The organism is Exiguobacterium sp. 17-1 (assembly GCF_023096305.1).
In the GTDB taxonomy this organism is placed as follows: domain Bacteria; phylum Bacillota; class Bacilli; order Exiguobacteriales; family Exiguobacteriaceae; genus Exiguobacterium_A; species Exiguobacterium_A sibiricum_A.
This window is the reverse complement of sequence record NZ_JALIGJ010000001.1, coordinates 865479-882819: the sequence shown is the minus strand read 5'-3', so window position 1 is coordinate 882819 and position 17341 is coordinate 865479. Positions and strand designations below refer to the sequence as shown.

The following is a 17341-nucleotide window of genomic DNA, read 5'->3' as shown; positions in this document are numbered from 1 at the left end:
TCAGGATTAACATCCTGCTCGTTATTCTTGTGATTTTGCCTGGTTGTACGTAATCGTCTTCGCCCGGTAAACTTCGTCATCTTTATAAATCGTAATCTTACCTTCTTCTCCCGGATCAATCGTCAATGGAACATCAAACGTTTCATCCTGATCAATCGATTCTTCAATGACGGTTCGTTTCCCTTTGGCATCTTCCGTCTCAATCCGAACAAGTTGACGTGGCGCAGGCTCTTCGTCTTCACTGACGCCATCATAGACTACTTTCTCAGGGAACGTCGCCGTGATGGTCTTTTCTTCTTCGCCGCGTGAGATGAAGACGGTCACCGAATCATTGGGCTCCACTTGCGCACCCGCTTGTGGATACTGTCGAATCACTTGATCCAGCGCGACCTCACTTGAGAACTCCTGTTCAAACGTTCCGTCCAGTCCCATCTCATCCAAATAAGCTTTTGCTTCAGCACTCGATAAGTCAGTCAAATCTTTCAGAACAAATACGGGTGATCCGTTTGAGACCGTGATGGTAATCATCTGTTCTTTCGCGATGACTTCCGTTCCAGCTGAAATGGATTGTCGGATGACATTTCCACGTTTGATGTCTTCAGAGTCTTCCCGTTCGACATCAACTTTTTCAAAACCGCTGTCCTTTAAGATGGCGATTGCTTTTTTCTCTGTCTCATCTGAGACGTCCGGCACCTCGACCGGATCGCTTCCTGTCGAGACGATCAAATCCACTGTCGATCCTTTTTTGACGGTCGCCTGTTTACGAGGTGACTGACTGATGACGAACCCTTCTTCCACAGTATCACTTGAGCGTTCAGTCGATTCCACGATGAATCCCATTTTTTCAAGCTTCGTTTCCGCGTCATCGGCATCTTTACTCGTGACATCCGGTACAACGACCGTCGGGTCAGGCCACATGGCAAACGTCGTTGCGGCTCCACCCATTATCAACAACAACAATAAGATGATCCACCACGTGCGTTTCTTTTTATTTTCTGGTTTCGGCATAACGGTAGCGACCTTTGGAACGGGTGCTGTTTGTTCGATATCTTCTGGTGGCAAAGACACCGGACTGAGCACCATCGTTTTTTCCATCAAATCGTCCCCGCGGATGCCTTCGTTTGCCCGTTCAGCTGACATCGCGGTCACCATATCTTCTTTGAAGGCAGCGACCGTTTGTTGCCGATCATGCGGTGCTTTAGAGAGAGCTTGCATGATGCAATTTTCTAAAGCTTGCGGTACGGCTGGATTCAACGCAGTCGGACGGCGTGCGGTATCTTGCAGATGCTTCAGCGCGACAGCAACGGGTGAATCGCCTTCAAACGGAACTTGTCCCGTCACGAGTTCGTACAAAACGGCTCCAAGCGAATAAATATCTGATTTTTCATCCGCAAATTTCCCTTTCGCCTGTTCCGGCGAAAAATAATGAACGGATCCTAAGACTGACATCGTATGGGTCAGGGTCGCGTTCGACATGGCGACCGCAATGCCGAAATCAGTCACCTTGACGGTCCCATCCTCACGAACCAGCATATTTTGTGGTTTGATATCGCGATGAATAATCCGGTGGGCATGGGCATGGTCAATTGCATCACAAATTTGGCTGATGATGTCAATCGCTTTTGTGACCGGTAATGCCCGCCCTTCACAATACGTTTTCAGTGTCATACCGTCGATATATTCCATTACGATATAATAAATCGCTTCTTCTTCTCCTACGTCATAAACCGCGACGATGTTGGGATGATTTAAACTCGTCGCAGCATGTGCCTCTCGTTCAAATCGACGGATGAATTGTTCATCATGCGAAAACTCAGTACGTAAAATTTTGATTGCGACAGTTCGATTCAAGATTTCATCATATGCCTGATAAACGTTTGCCATTCCGCCATTTCCAACTAACCGTTCTATGCGGTAGCGGTCGTTCAATCGATCTCCGTAACGCATATTCAGATCCTCTCTCTTTCTTTAAAACGGATTGCAGCAATCGTAATGTTGTCTGCGCCTCCCCGGTCATTCGCCTCGGATACGAGGCGTTCGACAATCGTATCGAGCGGTGCATCTTCTTGAAGCAACCGCTCGATGACTTCATGAGGAACCTCATCCGATAAACCGTCGCTGCACACTAACACGATATCATAGTCCGGTGCATCCCGGACTTGAATGTCGACATCAACGGATTCGTTCGAACCGACGGATCGTGTAATGACATTACGGCGTGGATGATTTTCAAGCTCGGCTTCCGATAATTCCCCTAATTGTTTGAGCATGTTGACATAGGAATGATCATCCGTCAGTTGTTTCAATCGTCCTTCTTCCAGGGCGTAGACGCGGCTGTCCCCTACGTGTCCAATGACAAGTAGGTCATCCGACCAACAGACACAGGCCATCGTCGTACCGACAATCGACAAATTTTCGACTTGGGAAAAACGTAAAATCTGCGTATTGGCTTCTTTCACTAATCGCTCGATCCAGGAAGATAACTCCATCGGGCGGTTTGGCATGTCTGCGTATGCTTCGGCAAAAATCTGCTTGACGATGGCACTCGCCGTTTCACCGGCTGCGTGTCCCCCCATGCCGTCAGCGACGACAGCTAATCCTTGTGTTGCATCGCCTACCAATAAAACCGTGTCCTCATTTTTTGAACGGACCTTTCCAGTCGTCGTCAAATAAGCTAACTCCATACCCGTCCTCCTCTTCGTTTTTGATTATCCCGTTGTTTCATTCATTTTTTTGAATGCAGCGATATAAAAACCATCTGTACCAAGCGATGTCGGGAGTAATTTTAATTCAGCCCGTTCACCAATCAACGATTGAACGGCTTCCGGCATCCGCGCTTTGAACGTCTCGTCAAAAACAAATCCTTGGCTGAGGATGTAGTCCGTTTGCTGCTCATTTTCGAGCGGATCCATCGTACAGGTCGAATAGACGAAGGTTCCGTCCGGTTTGACCAGTGGAAGAACCGCTTCGAGAATCTGCCGCTGAATGACCGGCAACTGCGTTAAATCTTCCGGACGTTTCGTCCACTTGATATCGGGTTTCCGGCGAATGACACCGAGTCCTGAACACGGTGCGTCGACCAACACCCGATCAAACGATGCCGCCTCAAAACGTGTTCCTGCTTGGCGGGCATCCAGTGCCTCCGCCTGAACATTTTCCAGTCCAAGACGAACTGCCTGTTTTTCTAACAATTTCACTTTATGAGGATGGAGATCCAGCGCCAACAACGAACCGGTCGCTAAACCTTCGGCGATATGCATCGCTTTCCCACCCGGAGCCGCACAGCTGTCCAAGACAAGATCCGTCGGTTGTGCGCCTAACGCGGCAGCAACCAGCATCGAACTTTCGTCCTGGAGCGACAAGTAACCGCGTTCCAACAGATCCGTCTGTTGCACACTGCCACTGATGATTTCGAGCCCGTCTGGTGCCGCATGGGCTGGTTTCGCACTGACACCCTGTGCTTCCAGTAATTCAATCGCTTCTTGTCTGTCTGTCCGGGTCCGGTTGACACGGACGGTAACAGGGGCCGGTTCATTGTTCAGTCGGCACATCTGCCACGTTTCTTCTTCTCCGAACAATTCGATCCACCGTTCGACGAGCCATGTCGGATGGCTTGTTTCGATACTGATCCGGTCGATCACTGAAGGAATCGCTGAGAAATCAGGTTTTCCTTGTCGAAGGACGTTACGCAGCACACCGTTGACGACTTTCGCGATATGCGGTTTACCGCGTGTCTTGGCAATCTCGACTGCCTCGTTGATGACGGCGTGATCCGGAATCCGGTCGAGATAAAACAGTTGATAGACACTCATCCGTAATAACGGACGCATGAATGGGTCCAGCTTCTTTTGTTTCATTAAGAACGGTTCTAAAATATAGTCGAGTGTCAATTCACGGCTAAGCGTTCCGTACACCAGTTCCGTATATAAGCCGACATCCGCTTTTGAGATGGCACGTTTTTCAAGCATCTGGTGGACGGAAATCGTGGAGAACGCCCCACCTTGACCAATTTTTAATAAAGTTGTTACTGCTGCATCTCTGACGTTCATGCTTGTTCGCCTACTTTCTGTCCAATCGTCAATGTCTGTCCGACACCACGCATAAATGTGGCACCATCCATCCGTTTTTTACCCGCCGGTTGTACATCTACTAATTTCAGTGCGACATCTGATCCGGTTGCGATGACCGGTCCGTCGGCTTCGAGGGCAATGATTTCGCCCGCCGTTCCGTGACCCGGGACTTTTTCAGCAAAGTAGACTTTCAGACGGTCTGAACCAAGCATCGTATAGGCACTCGGGAACGGATTCATTCCGCGAATTTGATTGTATAACGCTTCTCCGGGACGTGAAAAATCAAGTCGTTCCCGTTCCCGGCTGATATTCGGAGAAAACGTGACGTCCTCTTCCCGTTGCGCTTCCGGTGTCAACGTTCCCGCAATCAACTGCGGTAATGTTTCGATTAATAATCGGGCACCGGCAGCACTGAGTTTGTCGAACATCGTTCCGACCGTATCACGTTCTTCAATCGGCACGATGATTTTTGATAACATGTCACCTGCATCCAATCGGTCCACCATATACATGATCGTGACTCCCGTTTCCGTTTCACCATCGATGATGGCTTGATGAATCGGAGCGCCGCCGCGATACTTCGGCAATAAGGAAGCATGAACATTGATTGCACCATATCGAGGTGCTTCGAGCACGGCTGTCGGAACGATTTGTCCGTAAGCGGCCGTAATGATCAAGTCCGGTTTCAAGTCGAGCAATTCTTGATAATCCTCCCGAATTTTAACGGGTTGTAAGACGGGAATGTCGTGAGCCAGCGCAACTTCCTTCACCGGTGTTGGTTTGATTTCACGTTTTCGTCCGACGGGTTTATCCGGCTGGGAGACGACACCGACGACATCATAGCCGGCATCAATCACTTCACGGAGCGTATTTGCGGCAAAGTCCGGCGTCCCCATGAAGACGACGCGAGGTGATGCTTCTGTTTCGACTAATTTATCCGTAAACAATACACCATCCAGATGATCCATTTCGTGCTGAATCGCCCGTGCAAAAAAACCGTTCGCCTTAATTTTGACACTTCGTCCAAGACGGTCTTGTGATTTGACGACGATTTGCTCGAACCGTTCGACCGGTCCGAAAATCCCCGGCATGCTCAAACACCCTTCGTCATCGATTTCTGAACCGGATGCTTCGATGATTTCCGGATTAATCAGCTCGACGGGTCCCGTCTCATCATCCGTATGGACGACGGCGACACGAATCGGGTGATTGATTTGCGGAGCTGCTAGTCCGACGCCGTCATATTCATACATCGTGTCGAACATACGATCAATCATTTTTCCTAATTTCTTATCAAACTTCGTTACCCGTTGGCATTTTTGACGCAACACTTCATTTGGTACTTCTACAACTTTATACATAGTTTGCCACCTCACATGAATACAAATGGATTTAAATCCACTGTTACTTGGACTTTTTGTTTGATGCGTAACGCAAGCATCGCCCGGAGTGCCTCCCGTACCTCTTCTTGACCTTTATGTTTTAAAATCACCTGCTGGCGATACATGTTTTTCAATCGTGCGAGCGGGGCTTCGAGCGGACCGTTGACAATCAAGTCGTCTGATTCCAAATGCCGGAGTTCTCCGGCAATCGCTTCTGCTTCTGCTTGGGCTTCGAGCGGATGGTCCGCTGAAATCGTGATCAATCCTAAAAACCAGAAGGGCGGGTGACCGCCTAACTTGCGCAATTGCATTTCCCGCTTATAGAATGCTTCATAGTCGTGTCGTTTTGCCGTTTGGATGACGTAATGATCCGGATTATACGTCTGGATGATCGATTGTCCGGCAAGTGCTCCCCGACCGGCCCGACCTGAAACCTGTGTAATCAACTGAAACGTTCGTTCACTCGCTCGAAAATCGGGAATTCCGAGTGTTGCATCCGCCGCAATGACACCAACCAGTGTCACGTTTGGAAAATCAAGCCCTTTGGCGATCATTTGTGTCCCGAGCAAGATGTTTCCTTCGCCACGCTCAAACGCATTCAATAATTTTTCATGCGCTCCTTTGCGTGACGTCGTATCTTGATCCATGCGAATGATTTTGGCTTCCGGAATTAAATGTGCCAGTTCTTCTTCGATTTTTTGTGTTCCTGTACCGAACTGCCGAATTTTTTTCGATTCACAGGACGGACAGGTTTTCGGCATCGCTGCTTCAAATCCACAATAATGACACTTCAGACAATCTTGGTGTTGATGATAGGTCAGATTGACGGCACAATGTGGACATTGAAGCGTTTCTCCGCAATCCCGACACAGCACGAATGTCGTGTATCCCCGTCGATTGAGGAGCAAGACCGTCTGTTCGCCCCGCTCGATGCGCTGTTTGATTCCTTCGACGAGCGGCAGGCTGAACGGTGTTCGATTGCCGCGTTCCAGTTCTTTTCGCATATCGATGATCTCGACCGGTGGAAGTTCGCCTCCGAAACGTTCCTTTAGAGGGAGGTAACGATAGACTCCTTTCTGAGAACGTGCATACGTCTCTAGAATCGGCGTCGCACTTCCAAGGACGACGGGACATTTATGGTATGCCGCTCGCCATGTTGCCACATCCCGGGTATGATACCGCGGATTTTCTTCTTGTTTATAGGTCGTTTCATGTTCTTCGTCTAAAATGATGACACCGATGTTCGTCAACGGTGCAAAAATCGCAGATCGTGCCCCGACAACGACGTCCACTTCTCCATGCGAAATCTTTCGCCATTCATCGTATTTTTCACCTAACGACAACCCACTGTGAAGTACGGCGACACGGTCACCGAACCGTCGTTTAAAACGTTTGACCATCATCGGTGTCAAACTGATCTCCGGTACGAGCAGAATGGCCTGACGCCCTCGTTCAAGCATGGTATGAATCGACTCCAGATACACTTCCGTTTTCCCGCTTCCGGTCACCCCATGGAGTAAAAACGTATTGGTTTCATCCGGTGCCGTAATCGCATCGACGGCATCCTGCTGATGCGTCGTCAACGTCGACGGAACGAAGATATCCTGGACAAGATGTTCATATGGATTCCGGTTCACATCAATCGTCTCAACCGTAATGACACCTTTTTTCTCCAGACTATTGAGAATGCTGACGGTCAAATCGAGTTCATGCATTACTTCACTCCATAACACTTCCGGACGTTCCATCAGATAATCACGAAACAGGATCTGTTTGGTAGCTTGTTTCGATAATTCAATCGTCGCATCCAGCAGACGAATCCGCTTATCGGTTTTAGACGTCTTCTTTTCTTTGACGATCGGTTGAAGGTCCACCTCTCCCTTTTGGGCAGCCACTAAAACCTGTTGCTGAATCTCACTCGGAAACTGACTGATTTTCTTCTGATTCCAGTGAATCCGTCGCGGATTTTCCGTTAAAATCAGTTTATCATAACTGACTTTTAAGGCCGCCGGTAACATCGCAAGAAGCGCGGTAGCCTGATAGCAAAGGGTCGTCTCTGACAAATAACTCGACAGTCGAAGCAATTCTTCCGTATACGTCGGGGTCTCATCGAGGACACGCACGATTGGTTTAATCCGGGCGAGCTCCGTTTCATTCTTCACGGCTACGACGATTCCGAGTAATGCCCGCGGACCAAACGGGACTTCGACACGCATACCGGGAACGACAAGATTACGCCATAAGTCCGGTACTTCGTAGTCAAATGGTCGATCGACCGTCGCAGCGGCGACATCGACGATGACTTCGGCAATCATCGTAATGCCTCTGCGAACTGCTTGATTAATGCGGTTGCCAACCGGGTCTTCGATTGTTGATCGTAATGAACGACCGCACTATTTTTACCGTAAACCGTGACTTGATTTTCATCACTTGAAAAACCGATATCCGTACGTGAGACATCATTCGCTACGATAAAATCCGCCTGTTTTCGAATTAATTTTTGTTGCGCATGTGTTTCCAGGTTTTCCGTTTCTGCTGCAAAACCAACTAAAACCTGTTTGGTCTTCCGCTCACCAAGCGTTCGTAAGATATCGGTCGTCTCTTCCAGTTCAATCCGTAACGGTCCATCGATTTTCTTTTGTTTACGATCATACCGGACGGTCGGGCGATAATCTGCGACCGCCGCTGCCATGATGACTAAATCTTGTTTGTCGTAGACGGCTAACATCGCTTCGAGCATCTCCTCACCAGATTCGACAGCAATCGTCGTCATGCCGGTCGGCAATGTTCCACGGACCGGACCATGAACAAGTGTGACGGCCGCTCCGGCATCCCGGGCTGCTTCTGCAAGCGCGATGCCCATCTTTCCAGACGAATCATTCGTCAAATAACGAACCGGATCAATTCGTTCCACCGTCGGACCGGCACTGATCAACACATGACGGTTTTCCAGTTTTTTAGTTTCAAAAAGACCGGATAATGTCTCGACCAATTCTTCCGGTTCAGGCAACCGTCCTTTTCCGACCCAACCACATGCCAAATTTCCGACGCCGGGTGCAATCAAGTGGACTCCGTCTGCCATCAGCCGGTCCATATTTCTTACCGTCGCCGGATGTTCGAGCATGTTGACGTTCATCGCCGGAGCGACAACGACGGGACATTTCGCAGCCAAGATGGTCGTCGTGATGAAATCGTCGGCAATCCCATGGGCAAGTTTCGCAATCAGATTGGCTGTTGCAGGAGCAACGACAATCAAATCGGCTTCATCTGCTAAATCGATGTGGGCAATCTTGGATGCATCATGCTCAATGAAGACATCATCATAGACCGGTTTCCGCGTCAGCGCGGCAAACGTCGTTTTTCCGACGAATTGTTGGGCATTCTTCGTCATCGCGACTTGAACGTTCGCCCCGGCCTGAACGAGTTTGGATGCCAAGGCCGCCGCTTTATATGAGGCGATTCCTCCTCCGACACATAATAGGATGTTACGATTCGTTAGCATGATGAATTCCTCCTTATTGAAAAAAACAGCCACAATGAGGAGTGGCTGCTTCAAAATTAGTCTTGCGGTTGGTTCGTAACCACGACTTCACCAGAAAAGAGTTCTTCGAGCGCTTTTCCGACTGGTTTGTATGATTTCGGGTTCGCTACTTTCACGCGTTTCCCGTCTTGGATTTGACGCGCACGTTTCGCTGCGACCGTCACGATTGTGTATTTCGAAGGGACCGTCTTTTGAAGCTTGTCTACTGATGGATATAACATGTTATTTGACCTCCATGGCTTTTTTATACAAGGACGCAACGCGTTCCCGGCTACAATGTTCTGCAGTGACGATTGCTTGAATTCTGTCACATGCTTTGTGGATCTCATCATTCGTGACGACGTAATCATAAGCATCCATCATCTCAATTTCTTCTTTAGCGACAAGAAGACGTTGCTTGATGACTTCTTCTGATTCCGTTCCACGTCCAACGAGGCGGTTACGGAGTTCCTGTAGACTTGGCGGAGCCAAAAACAGAAAAACAGCTTCCGGAAAATGTTCCTTAACCTGCATCGCACCCTGCACTTCAATTTCTAAGATGACGTCTTTTCCTTCATCTAAGATTTTGTTGACCCATTCGACGGGTGTACCGTAATAATTGCCGACGAATTCCGCATGCTCGAGCAATTGGTTATTGGCAATCATACTTTCGAATTCTTCACGTGTCTTGAAGAAATAATGGACACCATCCACTTCTCCCTCACGCGGTTTGCGTGTCGTACATGACACCGAATAGTGCAAATTGTTGTCTTCGTCTTCGCGTAAGGCACGGCAAACCGTTCCTTTACCGACACCACTCGGACCAGACAATACGAGTAATAAGCCACGCTCTTTAAAAATCACTTCAGAACCCCTCCATCTAACAAACTTCACATTGTTTCATATTAGCAGTAGAGACAGGAAGTTCGCAAGTGGTCTTTTTCAGCTCGACTGCTTAATCATACCATAACCGTGCACTTTCTGTTACCTTTAGAAAGTGGAAACGAAATCAAGAAAGAAGGTAATATCATGGCTTTTGATGGACTAATGACGACACGTGTCGTCCGGGAACTCCAACCGCTCGTTGGGGCACGGATTAATAAAATACATCAACCGTATGCACTCGATTTGATTTTCAGTGTCCGGGCAGAACGAAAAAACGTGATGTTGCTCGCATCGGCCAATGCGATGTACGCCCGGCTTCATCTGACATCGGAGTCGACCAGTAATCCAAGCGAACCCCCGATGTTTTGTATGATGCTCCGGAAGCATCTTGAAGGCGGCTTCATCGAATCGATTGAACAACTCGGACGTGACCGGGTCATTTTAATGCGGATCCGTTCACGAAACGAACTCGGAGACGAAGAAGCCAAGAAGCTGTACATCGAACTGATGGGCCGTCACTCCAACATCCTGCTGACAGATGGACAAGATAAAATTTTAGATGCCATCAAACATCTTCCGCTCAGCCAAAATACATTCCGGACCATCATGCCGGGTTTACAGTATCAATTGCCACCGGAACAAGATAAGGTCGATCCGCTGACTGGTGACATCGAACAGACGTTACACCGGATTGATTGGAATGCCGGAAAGATCGACCGTCAGTTATTAGGATTGTTCAGTGGTTTTTCACCACAGATCACTGCTGAGATCGTGTCACGGGCCGGACTCTCGAACCGGACGTCACTTGCGCAAGCGATTCATTCCGTACTGGGCGAACTGACAGGTCCTTATTATTTCCAGCGTCTCACAAACGGGAAAGAACGGTTCTCTCCTGTCGCGCTACACCACGGAGAGATTGCTGAAGAAAAGACGTTCGCAACCAGCGGAGACGTCCTCGATGCGTTTTTCCATCAGAAATCGAACCGGGATCGTGTCAAACAACAAGCTGCCGACTTGGAACGGTTCATTAAAAGTGAATACGATAAAAATATCCTCAAACGAACGAAACTCGAGCGTGATCTCGCCGCCACTGAAAAGATGGACGAACTGAAACACAAAGGGGAATTATTGACGACCTACCTGTACCAGCTCGAACGTGGGATGAAAGAAGCAACGGTCGTGGATTATTACGAGGAGGACGGCAAGGAAATTACGATTGCCCTTGATCCCCGCTTTTCACCGAATGAAAATGCCCAACGCTATTACAAACGGTACAACAAACTGAAGACCGCTAAAATCGAAGTGGCGAAACAACTCGAGAAAAATCAGCTCGAAATCAATTATTTTGAGTCATTGCTGGCACAACTCGATGTCGCTTCACCGGAAGATATTCGGGAGATGCGAGAGGAGCTCGTCGAAGAAGGTTACGTTCGGGAGCGCAGTAAAAAGAAAAAGAAACCCCTCGTCCCGAAACTTGAGGCGTACCAATCTTCGACCGGCATTCCATTTTTCGTCGGGAAAAACAATAAACAAAATGATTATGCGACCTTTAAATTCGGACGCCGTTCCGAGACATGGTTGCATACAAAAGATATCCCTGGTTCACACGTCATCATCCGCAGTGAACAGCCGGATGAGACGACACTGAAAGAAGCAGCAATTGTCGCCGCTTATTATTCAAAAGCACGTGAATCGAGCCAAGTCCCGGTCGACTTCACAGAACTCCGTTATGTCAAAAAGCCGAGTGGTGCAAAACCCGGATTCGTCATCTATACGGATCAAACGACACTTTACGTCACACCGGATGCCGATCTCGTCCAGTCATTGCGCACACCTTAAACCAAAACGTCGTCCTCGTTCTTTTTCAATTGAAAAAGCGTTTCGAGGACGACGTTTTTTATTTCATTTTTTCGAGTTGCTCCCGGTAATCAAGCAAGTGTCCGTTGATGATGTCTTTGACTTCACTGACTTCCTGGTCAAAGCTGAACATCGGTTGATCACGGTCATGCGAAAAGATCACATCATAATGATGGCTGAGAAGAAAATCGATTTCTTGACCGAGTGTTTTTTCCTGCTCGTCTGACATCGGTAAGTCACGATGACTGGCGATACTCTCGAGAAGCAACAGAAGTTTGTCTTCCAAATCAACAAGCTGTTTCAATTGAATGAACGCTTTACTCTGACCACTGGCGACAAGTGGATATTTCTGATCTTCTTGCAACATGATAATCATTTCCTCATGTTTTAAGACTTGTTTACGGACCGTCAGTAATTTCGCATCGTCTTTGACCAGACTCCGCCAATCCTCCATCAATTGTTTGGTCGTCTTTTTGACGAACAGCAACAAGCGGTCTTCGTAGTGTGGCGGGAAGACGATATAGTTGACGGCGACAGCGGATAAGACACCGACGACCGTCAATAAGGACCGTGTCAACGCATAATGGACATAGTCAGCTGTCGGACTCTCAAACATCAGGACGATGGCAAAGGCAGCAAACGTCGACATGTCGGTCCGTCCGATCATCGAGTTGAAAACAAGTGAAACGATGACTGCCAAACCAATCGTCAACGGATTCGCTCCCAGCGTGGCGACGACTGCTAGTCCACAAACTAAGCCAAGAATCGTTCCTAAAATCCGATTGAAGACGATTTTAAACGACCGGTGAATCGTCGGTTGCATCGCGACGATGGCAGCAACGGCTCCCATACCCGAATAGATCCCGAAGACATACCAAGAAAAACTAAGGGCAATCGCTACAGCAATTCCGGTCTTGATCGTCCGGAGACCAATACGAAACTGGAATTTCACTCGAGCGTCACCTGCCCGACTTCACTCTCGACAGTCACTTCCGGTTTTTCTTGTTTGGATAACTCGAATAAAGCGACGTCTTCGTCTTTTTGTTTCGTATACCGGTCGGAAGCTTTAATGTCGCCTTCTGTCGTTACGGCGATTGTCCCAGCCGCTTTCGTTGGTTTCAACCGAACCGGACCATCAATCGTTGAAACGGCCAAATCCAGTTTTGCACCGTATTCCGATAAACTAACCGATTCTGCCGTCACTTCAGCATGGACGGCATTCATATTCGATGCTTTGACACTGCCTTGACCTGTCAGCACAATATCGTCGGCGTCCATTTTATTTAAGTCGATCGTCTCAGCTGACAGATTAATTGATTTGGCGTAAACACCCATTCCTTTGATCGATTCGGCGTCGACATCGATACGATTCATATAGTTTGGTAATCCGACTTGAATCGAAAAATCACCCGCCTTCCCGCTCGGACGATTCCCGAGTCGTGCCGCAAATCCGTCTCGCCCCGTCACCGTCAAAGTATTTCCTGACGTTCCGATTTTTAATCGTTTTTGACTTGACGCACTATCGACCAATTTCAGTTGGACATTTCCGTCCGTACTACGGACAAAATTGATCGTGCCGTTTGGGGCATTAATTTGTAACGTTTTATACCGGTTCGTCGTTTTAAACGCTTCGCCCCGTGATAAGGACTCCGTCGTCAAAAACAAAGTCACCGTATATAAAACCAGCAAACTCAAAATAACCGACCCATACACAATCAGTGGACGCCGGACCGGTTTGCGGGAACCAATCCGATCAAATGACGCCGTTATTTTCCGTCGTTTATCCTTTAACCGCGTAAACGAAGATTGTTTGCGTTTTCGTTCTGTTCTACTTGTGTTCTCCTCCATTGGTCTACCTCCATCCAATTCTCTCCCATTATTCCGAATTTATGATTCGTCTGTCAACATTCCTTCTTTATCATACGAAATTGTTCACATATTACCATCGGGCGGAAGATGGAACATGACAAAAAACGAACAATTCTTTCTGATATTCCAGAAGAATTGTTCGTCTTAACCGGATACAGCTAGTCGTACTAGCTATCACCCTATTGTTTATAGTTCAATCGACTCGTCGATTTTCAATGCTTGACCCGTTTGTCCCTGCGCTTCCAGGTTTGCGCAAAAAGCAGTTGCATCCTGCTTGATGAGATCAAACGTATCGTAATGGACCGGAACAATCGTTTTTGCCTGCAACATATCTGCTGCTACCAACGCATCATCCGGACCCATCGTATAGTTATCCCCGATCGGTAAGAATGCAAGATCAATATCATAATGTGCACCATAAAGCGCCATATCACCAAACAGTGCCGTATCTCCCGCATGGTAAATGACTTTGTCTTCAATCGTCAATAAGAAGCCGGCCGGCATTCCCATATACGTAATCGTCTGCTTTTCTTCATCAATGATGCTTGAAGAATGAAATGCCTGCGTCATTTTGACTTTCCCAAACGGAAACTCAAACTGCCCGCCAAGGTTCATCGGATGCACGTTCAGTCCTTTAAAACTGAGATAAGTCGCCAGTTCATGTGTTGCGACAATCGTGGCACCTGTGGCTTTCGCGATGGCTTCCGCATCCAGCATATGATCGGCATGTGCATGCGTTAACAAGATAAAATCTGCTTTGACGTCTTCCGGTTTTGTCATCGCGTGATCGTTACCGCTGAAAAACGGATCAATCACGATGTGATGCCCGTTCGTTTCGATTGTGACAGTAGACTGTCCATGATAAGTCAATTTCATCTAAAAGGACCTCCTGAGATTAGTGGTATCAACAGAACATTTAGTTCCCTTCTCCCCAGGCACATAAACCTTTTATCGCAGGTTGCAACGTGTAAGCGGCGTCTGTCAACCGGTACTCGACATGTAAGACAGCTTCATCGAATTCAATCCGTTCGACCATCCCGAGCCGTTCCAGTTCCTTTAATTGATCGGTCAAGACTTTCCTCGAGATACCGGGAATCGCGCGTTGTAATTCTAAAAAACGTTTCGGACCGTCCTCTAACGTGCAATATAACTGTGGACGCCATTTTCCGCCGATGATGGCGAGCGCCCGATTGACTGGAAATTGTTCTGTCGTCATTGCTTCGTCTCTCCTTCAGGTAGTTACTTCAAAGTGCGTACTATGCAGTCGAGTGTATCGTAAGTTATCGTTGTCGTAAATCAAAAAGCAAAGGAGCTGGAAGTGATGAACTATCCACGTAATTTTTCGCACATCGGACTGTCTGTCCCGAATTTAGAACAAGCCATTTCGTTTTACTCGGAGGTCATGGGCTGGTATATCATCATGGAACCATCTGATGTCGTGGAGGATGATTCGCCGATTGGTGTCATGTGTACGGATGTCTTCGGAGCCGGCTGGGAGAAATTCCGCATTGCGCATATGGCAACAGGTGACCGGGTCGGGATCGAGTTATTTGAGTTCCCGAACAACGAACAACCGGAAAACAATTTTGAATTCTGGAAGACAGGTATTTTCCACTATGCGATTCAAGATCCGGATATTGAAGGAATGGTCGAAAAAATCGTCGCGCATGGCGGCAAACAACGGATGCCGATCCGTGAATATTATCCAGGCGAAAAACCGTACCGGATGGTGTACTGCGAAGATCCGTTCGGCAACCTCGTTGAACTGTATTCCCATTCGTATGAGCTGACCTACTCGGAAGGAGCGTATTAAAAATGAAAGCATGGCTAAATCACGCAGGCGACACAGTCGATCAATGGACATTTGAAGAAGTCGAAACACCGATACCGGATGAAAAACAGGTCTTGATTCGCGTTCAAGCCGCCGCCTTGAATCCCGTTGACTACAAAGCGACAAAAAATCCAGCCTGGACGTACCCGCATATTCCGGGTGTTGATTTAACCGGTATCGTTGAACAAGTGGGAAAAGACGTAACGGATATCGAACCCGGTGACCGGGTGGCAATTCATACGAACCTCCAAAAAAACGGGGCTTTTGCGGAATATGCTGTCGTCGATGCCCGTGCCTTGGCCAAAATCCCGGACGATGTCAGCTTTACCGAGGCAGCGGCCATTTTGTGTGCCGGGATGACAGCCTATGAAGCAATCGTTCAGAAGATGAACACGACCGGTAAAGAAACCATTCTCATCCATGCCGGTGCGGGTGGGGTCGGCGGAATCGGAATCCAACTCGCCAAACGTCTTGGACTTTCCGTTGCAACGACGGCCTCGACGGAGAATCACGATTGGGTCAAGAACCTCGGTGCAGATCTTGCGATCGACTATAAAAAAGAAAATGTGACAGAAGTCATCCGAGACTGGACGAACGGTCGCGGTGCTGATTTGATTTTCAACACGGTAGGTCGCGACGAAGCAACAGCTGATTTCGGACGCCTCGCTTTTTCCGGTCAACTTGCCTTCATCGCCGGTGGTCCCGATCAATCGGTCGTCAAACCGTTTACGCTCTCTCCGTCCGTCCATGAAGTCGCACTCGCTGCTGCTTATGCGAGCGAAGATGACCGTGCCATCCGAAACCTTGGTCATATGGCGAATGAGCTTCTAAAACTCGTTTCAGCAAAAGAACTTGATCCGCTCGTCACGGAAGAAATTCCGGCGGCAGACATCGTCAAAGGTTTACAACGTTTGTCAGAGCGACACGTCCGCGGAAAAATCATCGCGACGTTTTAAAATATCTTATTTCTACAACAAAAGCAGCAGTGCTTCCTCCTGATTCAGGAAAGCACTGCTGCTTTTTCATGCCGTCATCCGGTCATTGGTATTTCGGACGTTTCGTAATTTGTACCGAACGTCCGACGAGTTCAAAGCCGACTGCTTGATAAATCTTGTTCGACGTCGGATTCGACCAGTCCGTGTACAATGATACCATCGGATACTGCTGTAATAAATGCTCGGACAAACATGCCACTAAGTAAGAAGCAATCCCTTGCTTCCGCCATTTTTGCGGGGTGAAGACATACGAAATCGTCACACCGGAAGCAGTTGGTCGACTGGAAGACGCCATCGCGAGCAACTGATCCCCGTCGAACAGACCAAACAAGGTATCTGCTTGAATATGTTTTCGGATTGTTTGTTCATTTTTGAAACGACTGCGTTCTGTCGCGGGTAAGGCACCGGTCTCCTGGATGAATGACCAGCCAAATGCAACAGCCTGATCAGCAAACCGTTCCTCGATTAGACAGAACTCATAGTCGAGCGTTACCGGAGGAATGACCGTCGTCAATGCGTAAATCCCTTGATCCATCTTGATTTGAAACGGACTGTGCGAAACCAGCAACGGTTCAATGATTGCCTGCTCGCCGACATATCCGGGACAGTTCAAAATCCGTGATAACTTTCGAATTCCTTCGTATGTAAAGACATCCCCTGCCAGGATCGCCTGTTCTTCAATCGTTTGCAGGACGACAATCGTCCGATTTCCTTCTTCTGCAATCGCCATCAAAATCGGAACATCTCCACGCTCCAATATGCCGAGCGGCAACTGATGGACATCCGGTCGTCGTTCGAGTATCGGGACCGCAACCTGTTTGAAGCTCTCATAATCACGATAATGGGTCAACATCTGAAAACAGCTCCTTTTCTTTGTTTTCAGTGTATCAAAAAAAAGAACACATGACGGATGATTCTTATCTTTTCCGCCA

Annotated in this window: 16 protein-coding genes; 3 read left to right on the top strand and 13 right to left on the bottom strand. The window is 48.1% G+C overall.

Translation table 11 applies throughout. The features are described from left to right. Positions 1–21 precede the first annotated feature (21 nt). The 8 genes from pknB to gmk are packed head-to-tail and all read right to left on the bottom strand — an operon-like array spanning position 22 to position 9833. Complete coding sequence (gene pknB, locus MUN34_RS04295; RefSeq protein ID WP_247856935.1) at positions 22–1947, bottom strand: Stk1 family PASTA domain-containing Ser/Thr kinase; 1926 nt, start codon at positions 1945–1947, stop codon at positions 22–24. A 2-nt stretch (positions 1948–1949) separates the two neighbouring features. Further along, positions 1950–2684, bottom strand: coding sequence for a Stp1/IreP family PP2C-type Ser/Thr phosphatase (locus tag MUN34_RS04290; protein WP_026827967.1), 735 nt, complete (start codon positions 2682–2684; stop codon positions 1950–1952). A gap of 24 nt (positions 2685–2708) precedes the next feature. Further along, on the bottom strand, positions 2709–4049 hold the full coding sequence (gene rsmB, locus MUN34_RS04285; RefSeq protein ID WP_247856934.1) for a 16S rRNA (cytosine(967)-C(5))-methyltransferase RsmB: 1341 nt from the start codon (positions 4047–4049) through the stop codon (positions 2709–2711). Beyond that, on the bottom strand, positions 4046–5431 hold the full coding sequence (gene fmt, locus MUN34_RS04280; RefSeq protein ID WP_247856933.1) for a methionyl-tRNA formyltransferase: 1386 nt from the start codon (positions 5429–5431) through the stop codon (positions 4046–4048). The genes rsmB and fmt overlap by 4 nt, the downstream gene beginning before the upstream one ends. Positions 5432–5442: 11 nt before the next feature. Next, positions 5443–7767: a primosomal protein N' gene (gene priA / locus MUN34_RS04275; protein WP_247856932.1), complete on the bottom strand. Its 2325-nt coding sequence runs from the start codon at positions 7765–7767 to the stop codon at positions 5443–5445. Next, complete coding sequence (gene coaBC / locus MUN34_RS04270) at positions 7764–8954, bottom strand: bifunctional phosphopantothenoylcysteine decarboxylase/phosphopantothenate--cysteine ligase CoaBC (RefSeq protein ID WP_247856931.1); 1191 nt, start codon at positions 8952–8954, stop codon at positions 7764–7766. Before coaBC ends, priA begins: the two co-directional genes overlap by 4 nt. A 56-nt stretch (positions 8955–9010) precedes the next feature. Then, positions 9011–9214, bottom strand: coding sequence for a DNA-directed RNA polymerase subunit omega (gene rpoZ / locus MUN34_RS04265; protein WP_012370799.1), 204 nt, complete (start codon positions 9212–9214; stop codon positions 9011–9013). Position 9215: 1 nt separating this feature from the next. Continuing rightward, on the bottom strand, positions 9216–9833 hold the full coding sequence (gene gmk / locus MUN34_RS04260) for a guanylate kinase (protein WP_234944616.1): 618 nt from the start codon (positions 9831–9833) through the stop codon (positions 9216–9218). A gap of 168 nt (positions 9834–10001) precedes the next feature. Between gmk and MUN34_RS04255 the strand changes: the two genes are divergently transcribed. Then, the gene (locus MUN34_RS04255; RefSeq protein ID WP_026827962.1) at positions 10002–11696 is read left to right on the top strand and encodes an Rqc2 family fibronectin-binding protein; all 1695 of its coding nucleotides are present in this window, start codon (positions 10002–10004) and stop codon (positions 11694–11696) included. A 58-nt stretch (positions 11697–11754) separates the two neighbouring features. Here the strand turns inward: MUN34_RS04255 and MUN34_RS04250 are convergent, their stop codons facing one another. The 4 genes from MUN34_RS04250 to MUN34_RS04235 form a co-directional block, all read right to left on the bottom strand. Continuing rightward, entirely contained in the window at positions 11755–12666 is a 912-nt protein-coding gene (locus tag MUN34_RS04250; protein WP_026827961.1) for an FUSC family protein, read from the bottom strand. Continuing rightward, complete coding sequence (locus MUN34_RS04245; RefSeq protein WP_247856930.1) at positions 12663–13562, bottom strand: DUF4097 family beta strand repeat-containing protein; 900 nt, start codon at positions 13560–13562, stop codon at positions 12663–12665. Before MUN34_RS04245 ends, MUN34_RS04250 begins: the two co-directional genes overlap by 4 nt. A 207-nt stretch (positions 13563–13769) precedes the next feature. Then, positions 13770–14459, bottom strand: a complete 690-nt coding sequence (locus MUN34_RS04240; protein WP_026827959.1) for a metal-dependent hydrolase — start codon at positions 14457–14459, stop codon at positions 13770–13772. Positions 14460–14499: 40 nt separating this feature from the next. Continuing rightward, positions 14500–14799: a winged helix-turn-helix transcriptional regulator gene (locus tag MUN34_RS04235; protein WP_012370805.1), complete on the bottom strand. Its 300-nt coding sequence runs from the start codon at positions 14797–14799 to the stop codon at positions 14500–14502. A 105-nt stretch (positions 14800–14904) separates the two neighbouring features. On the opposite strand from MUN34_RS04235, the gene MUN34_RS04230 reads away from it, so the two are divergent. Together MUN34_RS04230 and MUN34_RS04225 are read left to right on the top strand one after the other, a co-directional pair. Continuing rightward, a complete protein-coding gene (locus MUN34_RS04230) occupies positions 14905–15396 on the top strand; it encodes a lactoylglutathione lyase family protein (RefSeq protein ID WP_247856929.1) in 492 nt (163 codons plus the stop codon). Positions 15397–15398: 2 nt separating this feature from the next. Further along, entirely contained in the window at positions 15399–16370 is a 972-nt protein-coding gene (locus MUN34_RS04225) for a zinc-binding dehydrogenase (protein ID WP_247856928.1), read from the top strand. An 82-nt stretch (positions 16371–16452) separates the two neighbouring features. Here the strand turns inward: MUN34_RS04225 and MUN34_RS04220 are convergent, their stop codons facing one another. Continuing rightward, the gene (locus tag MUN34_RS04220; RefSeq protein WP_247856927.1) at positions 16453–17262 is read right to left on the bottom strand and encodes a GNAT family N-acetyltransferase; all 810 of its coding nucleotides are present in this window, start codon (positions 17260–17262) and stop codon (positions 16453–16455) included. Positions 17263–17341 lie beyond the last annotated feature (79 nt).

Excerpts from the sequence above, each read along its gene's own strand:
- MUN34_RS04235 (WP_012370805.1), bottom strand. The coding sequence starts at position 14,799 with ATGACGACAGAACAATTTCCAGTCAATCGGGCGCTCGCCATCATCGGC.
- rpoZ (WP_012370799.1), bottom strand. The coding sequence starts at position 9,214 with ATGTTATATCCATCAGTAGACAAGCTTCAAAAGACGGTCCCTTCGAAA.
- MUN34_RS04255 (WP_026827962.1), top strand. The coding sequence starts at position 10,002 with ATGGCTTTTGATGGACTAATGACGACACGTGTCGTCCGGGAACTCCAA.
- MUN34_RS04290 (WP_026827967.1), bottom strand. The coding sequence starts at position 2,684 with ATGGAGTTAGCTTATTTGACGACGACTGGAAAGGTCCGTTCAAAAAAT.
- MUN34_RS04220 (WP_247856927.1), bottom strand. The coding sequence starts at position 17,262 with ATGTTGACCCATTATCGTGATTATGAGAGCTTCAAACAGGTTGCGGTC.
- MUN34_RS04230 (WP_247856929.1), top strand. The coding sequence starts at position 14,905 with ATGAACTATCCACGTAATTTTTCGCACATCGGACTGTCTGTCCCGAAT.
- pknB (WP_247856935.1), bottom strand. The coding sequence starts at position 1,947 with ATGCGTTACGGAGATCGATTGAACGACCGCTACCGCATAGAACGGTTA.
- coaBC (WP_247856931.1), bottom strand. The coding sequence starts at position 8,954 with ATGCTAACGAATCGTAACATCCTATTATGTGTCGGAGGAGGAATCGCC.
- rsmB (WP_247856934.1), bottom strand. The coding sequence starts at position 4,049 with ATGAACGTCAGAGATGCAGCAGTAACAACTTTATTAAAAATTGGTCAA.
- fmt (WP_247856933.1), bottom strand. The coding sequence starts at position 5,431 with ATGTATAAAGTTGTAGAAGTACCAAATGAAGTGTTGCGTCAAAAATGC.
- MUN34_RS04240 (WP_026827959.1), bottom strand. The coding sequence starts at position 14,459 with ATGAAATTGACTTATCATGGACAGTCTACTGTCACAATCGAAACGAAC.
- MUN34_RS04245 (WP_247856930.1), bottom strand. The coding sequence starts at position 13,562 with ATGGAGGAGAACACAAGTAGAACAGAACGAAAACGCAAACAATCTTCG.
- MUN34_RS04225 (WP_247856928.1), top strand. The coding sequence starts at position 15,399 with ATGAAAGCATGGCTAAATCACGCAGGCGACACAGTCGATCAATGGACA.
- priA (WP_247856932.1), bottom strand. The coding sequence starts at position 7,767 with ATGATTGCCGAAGTCATCGTCGATGTCGCCGCTGCGACGGTCGATCGA.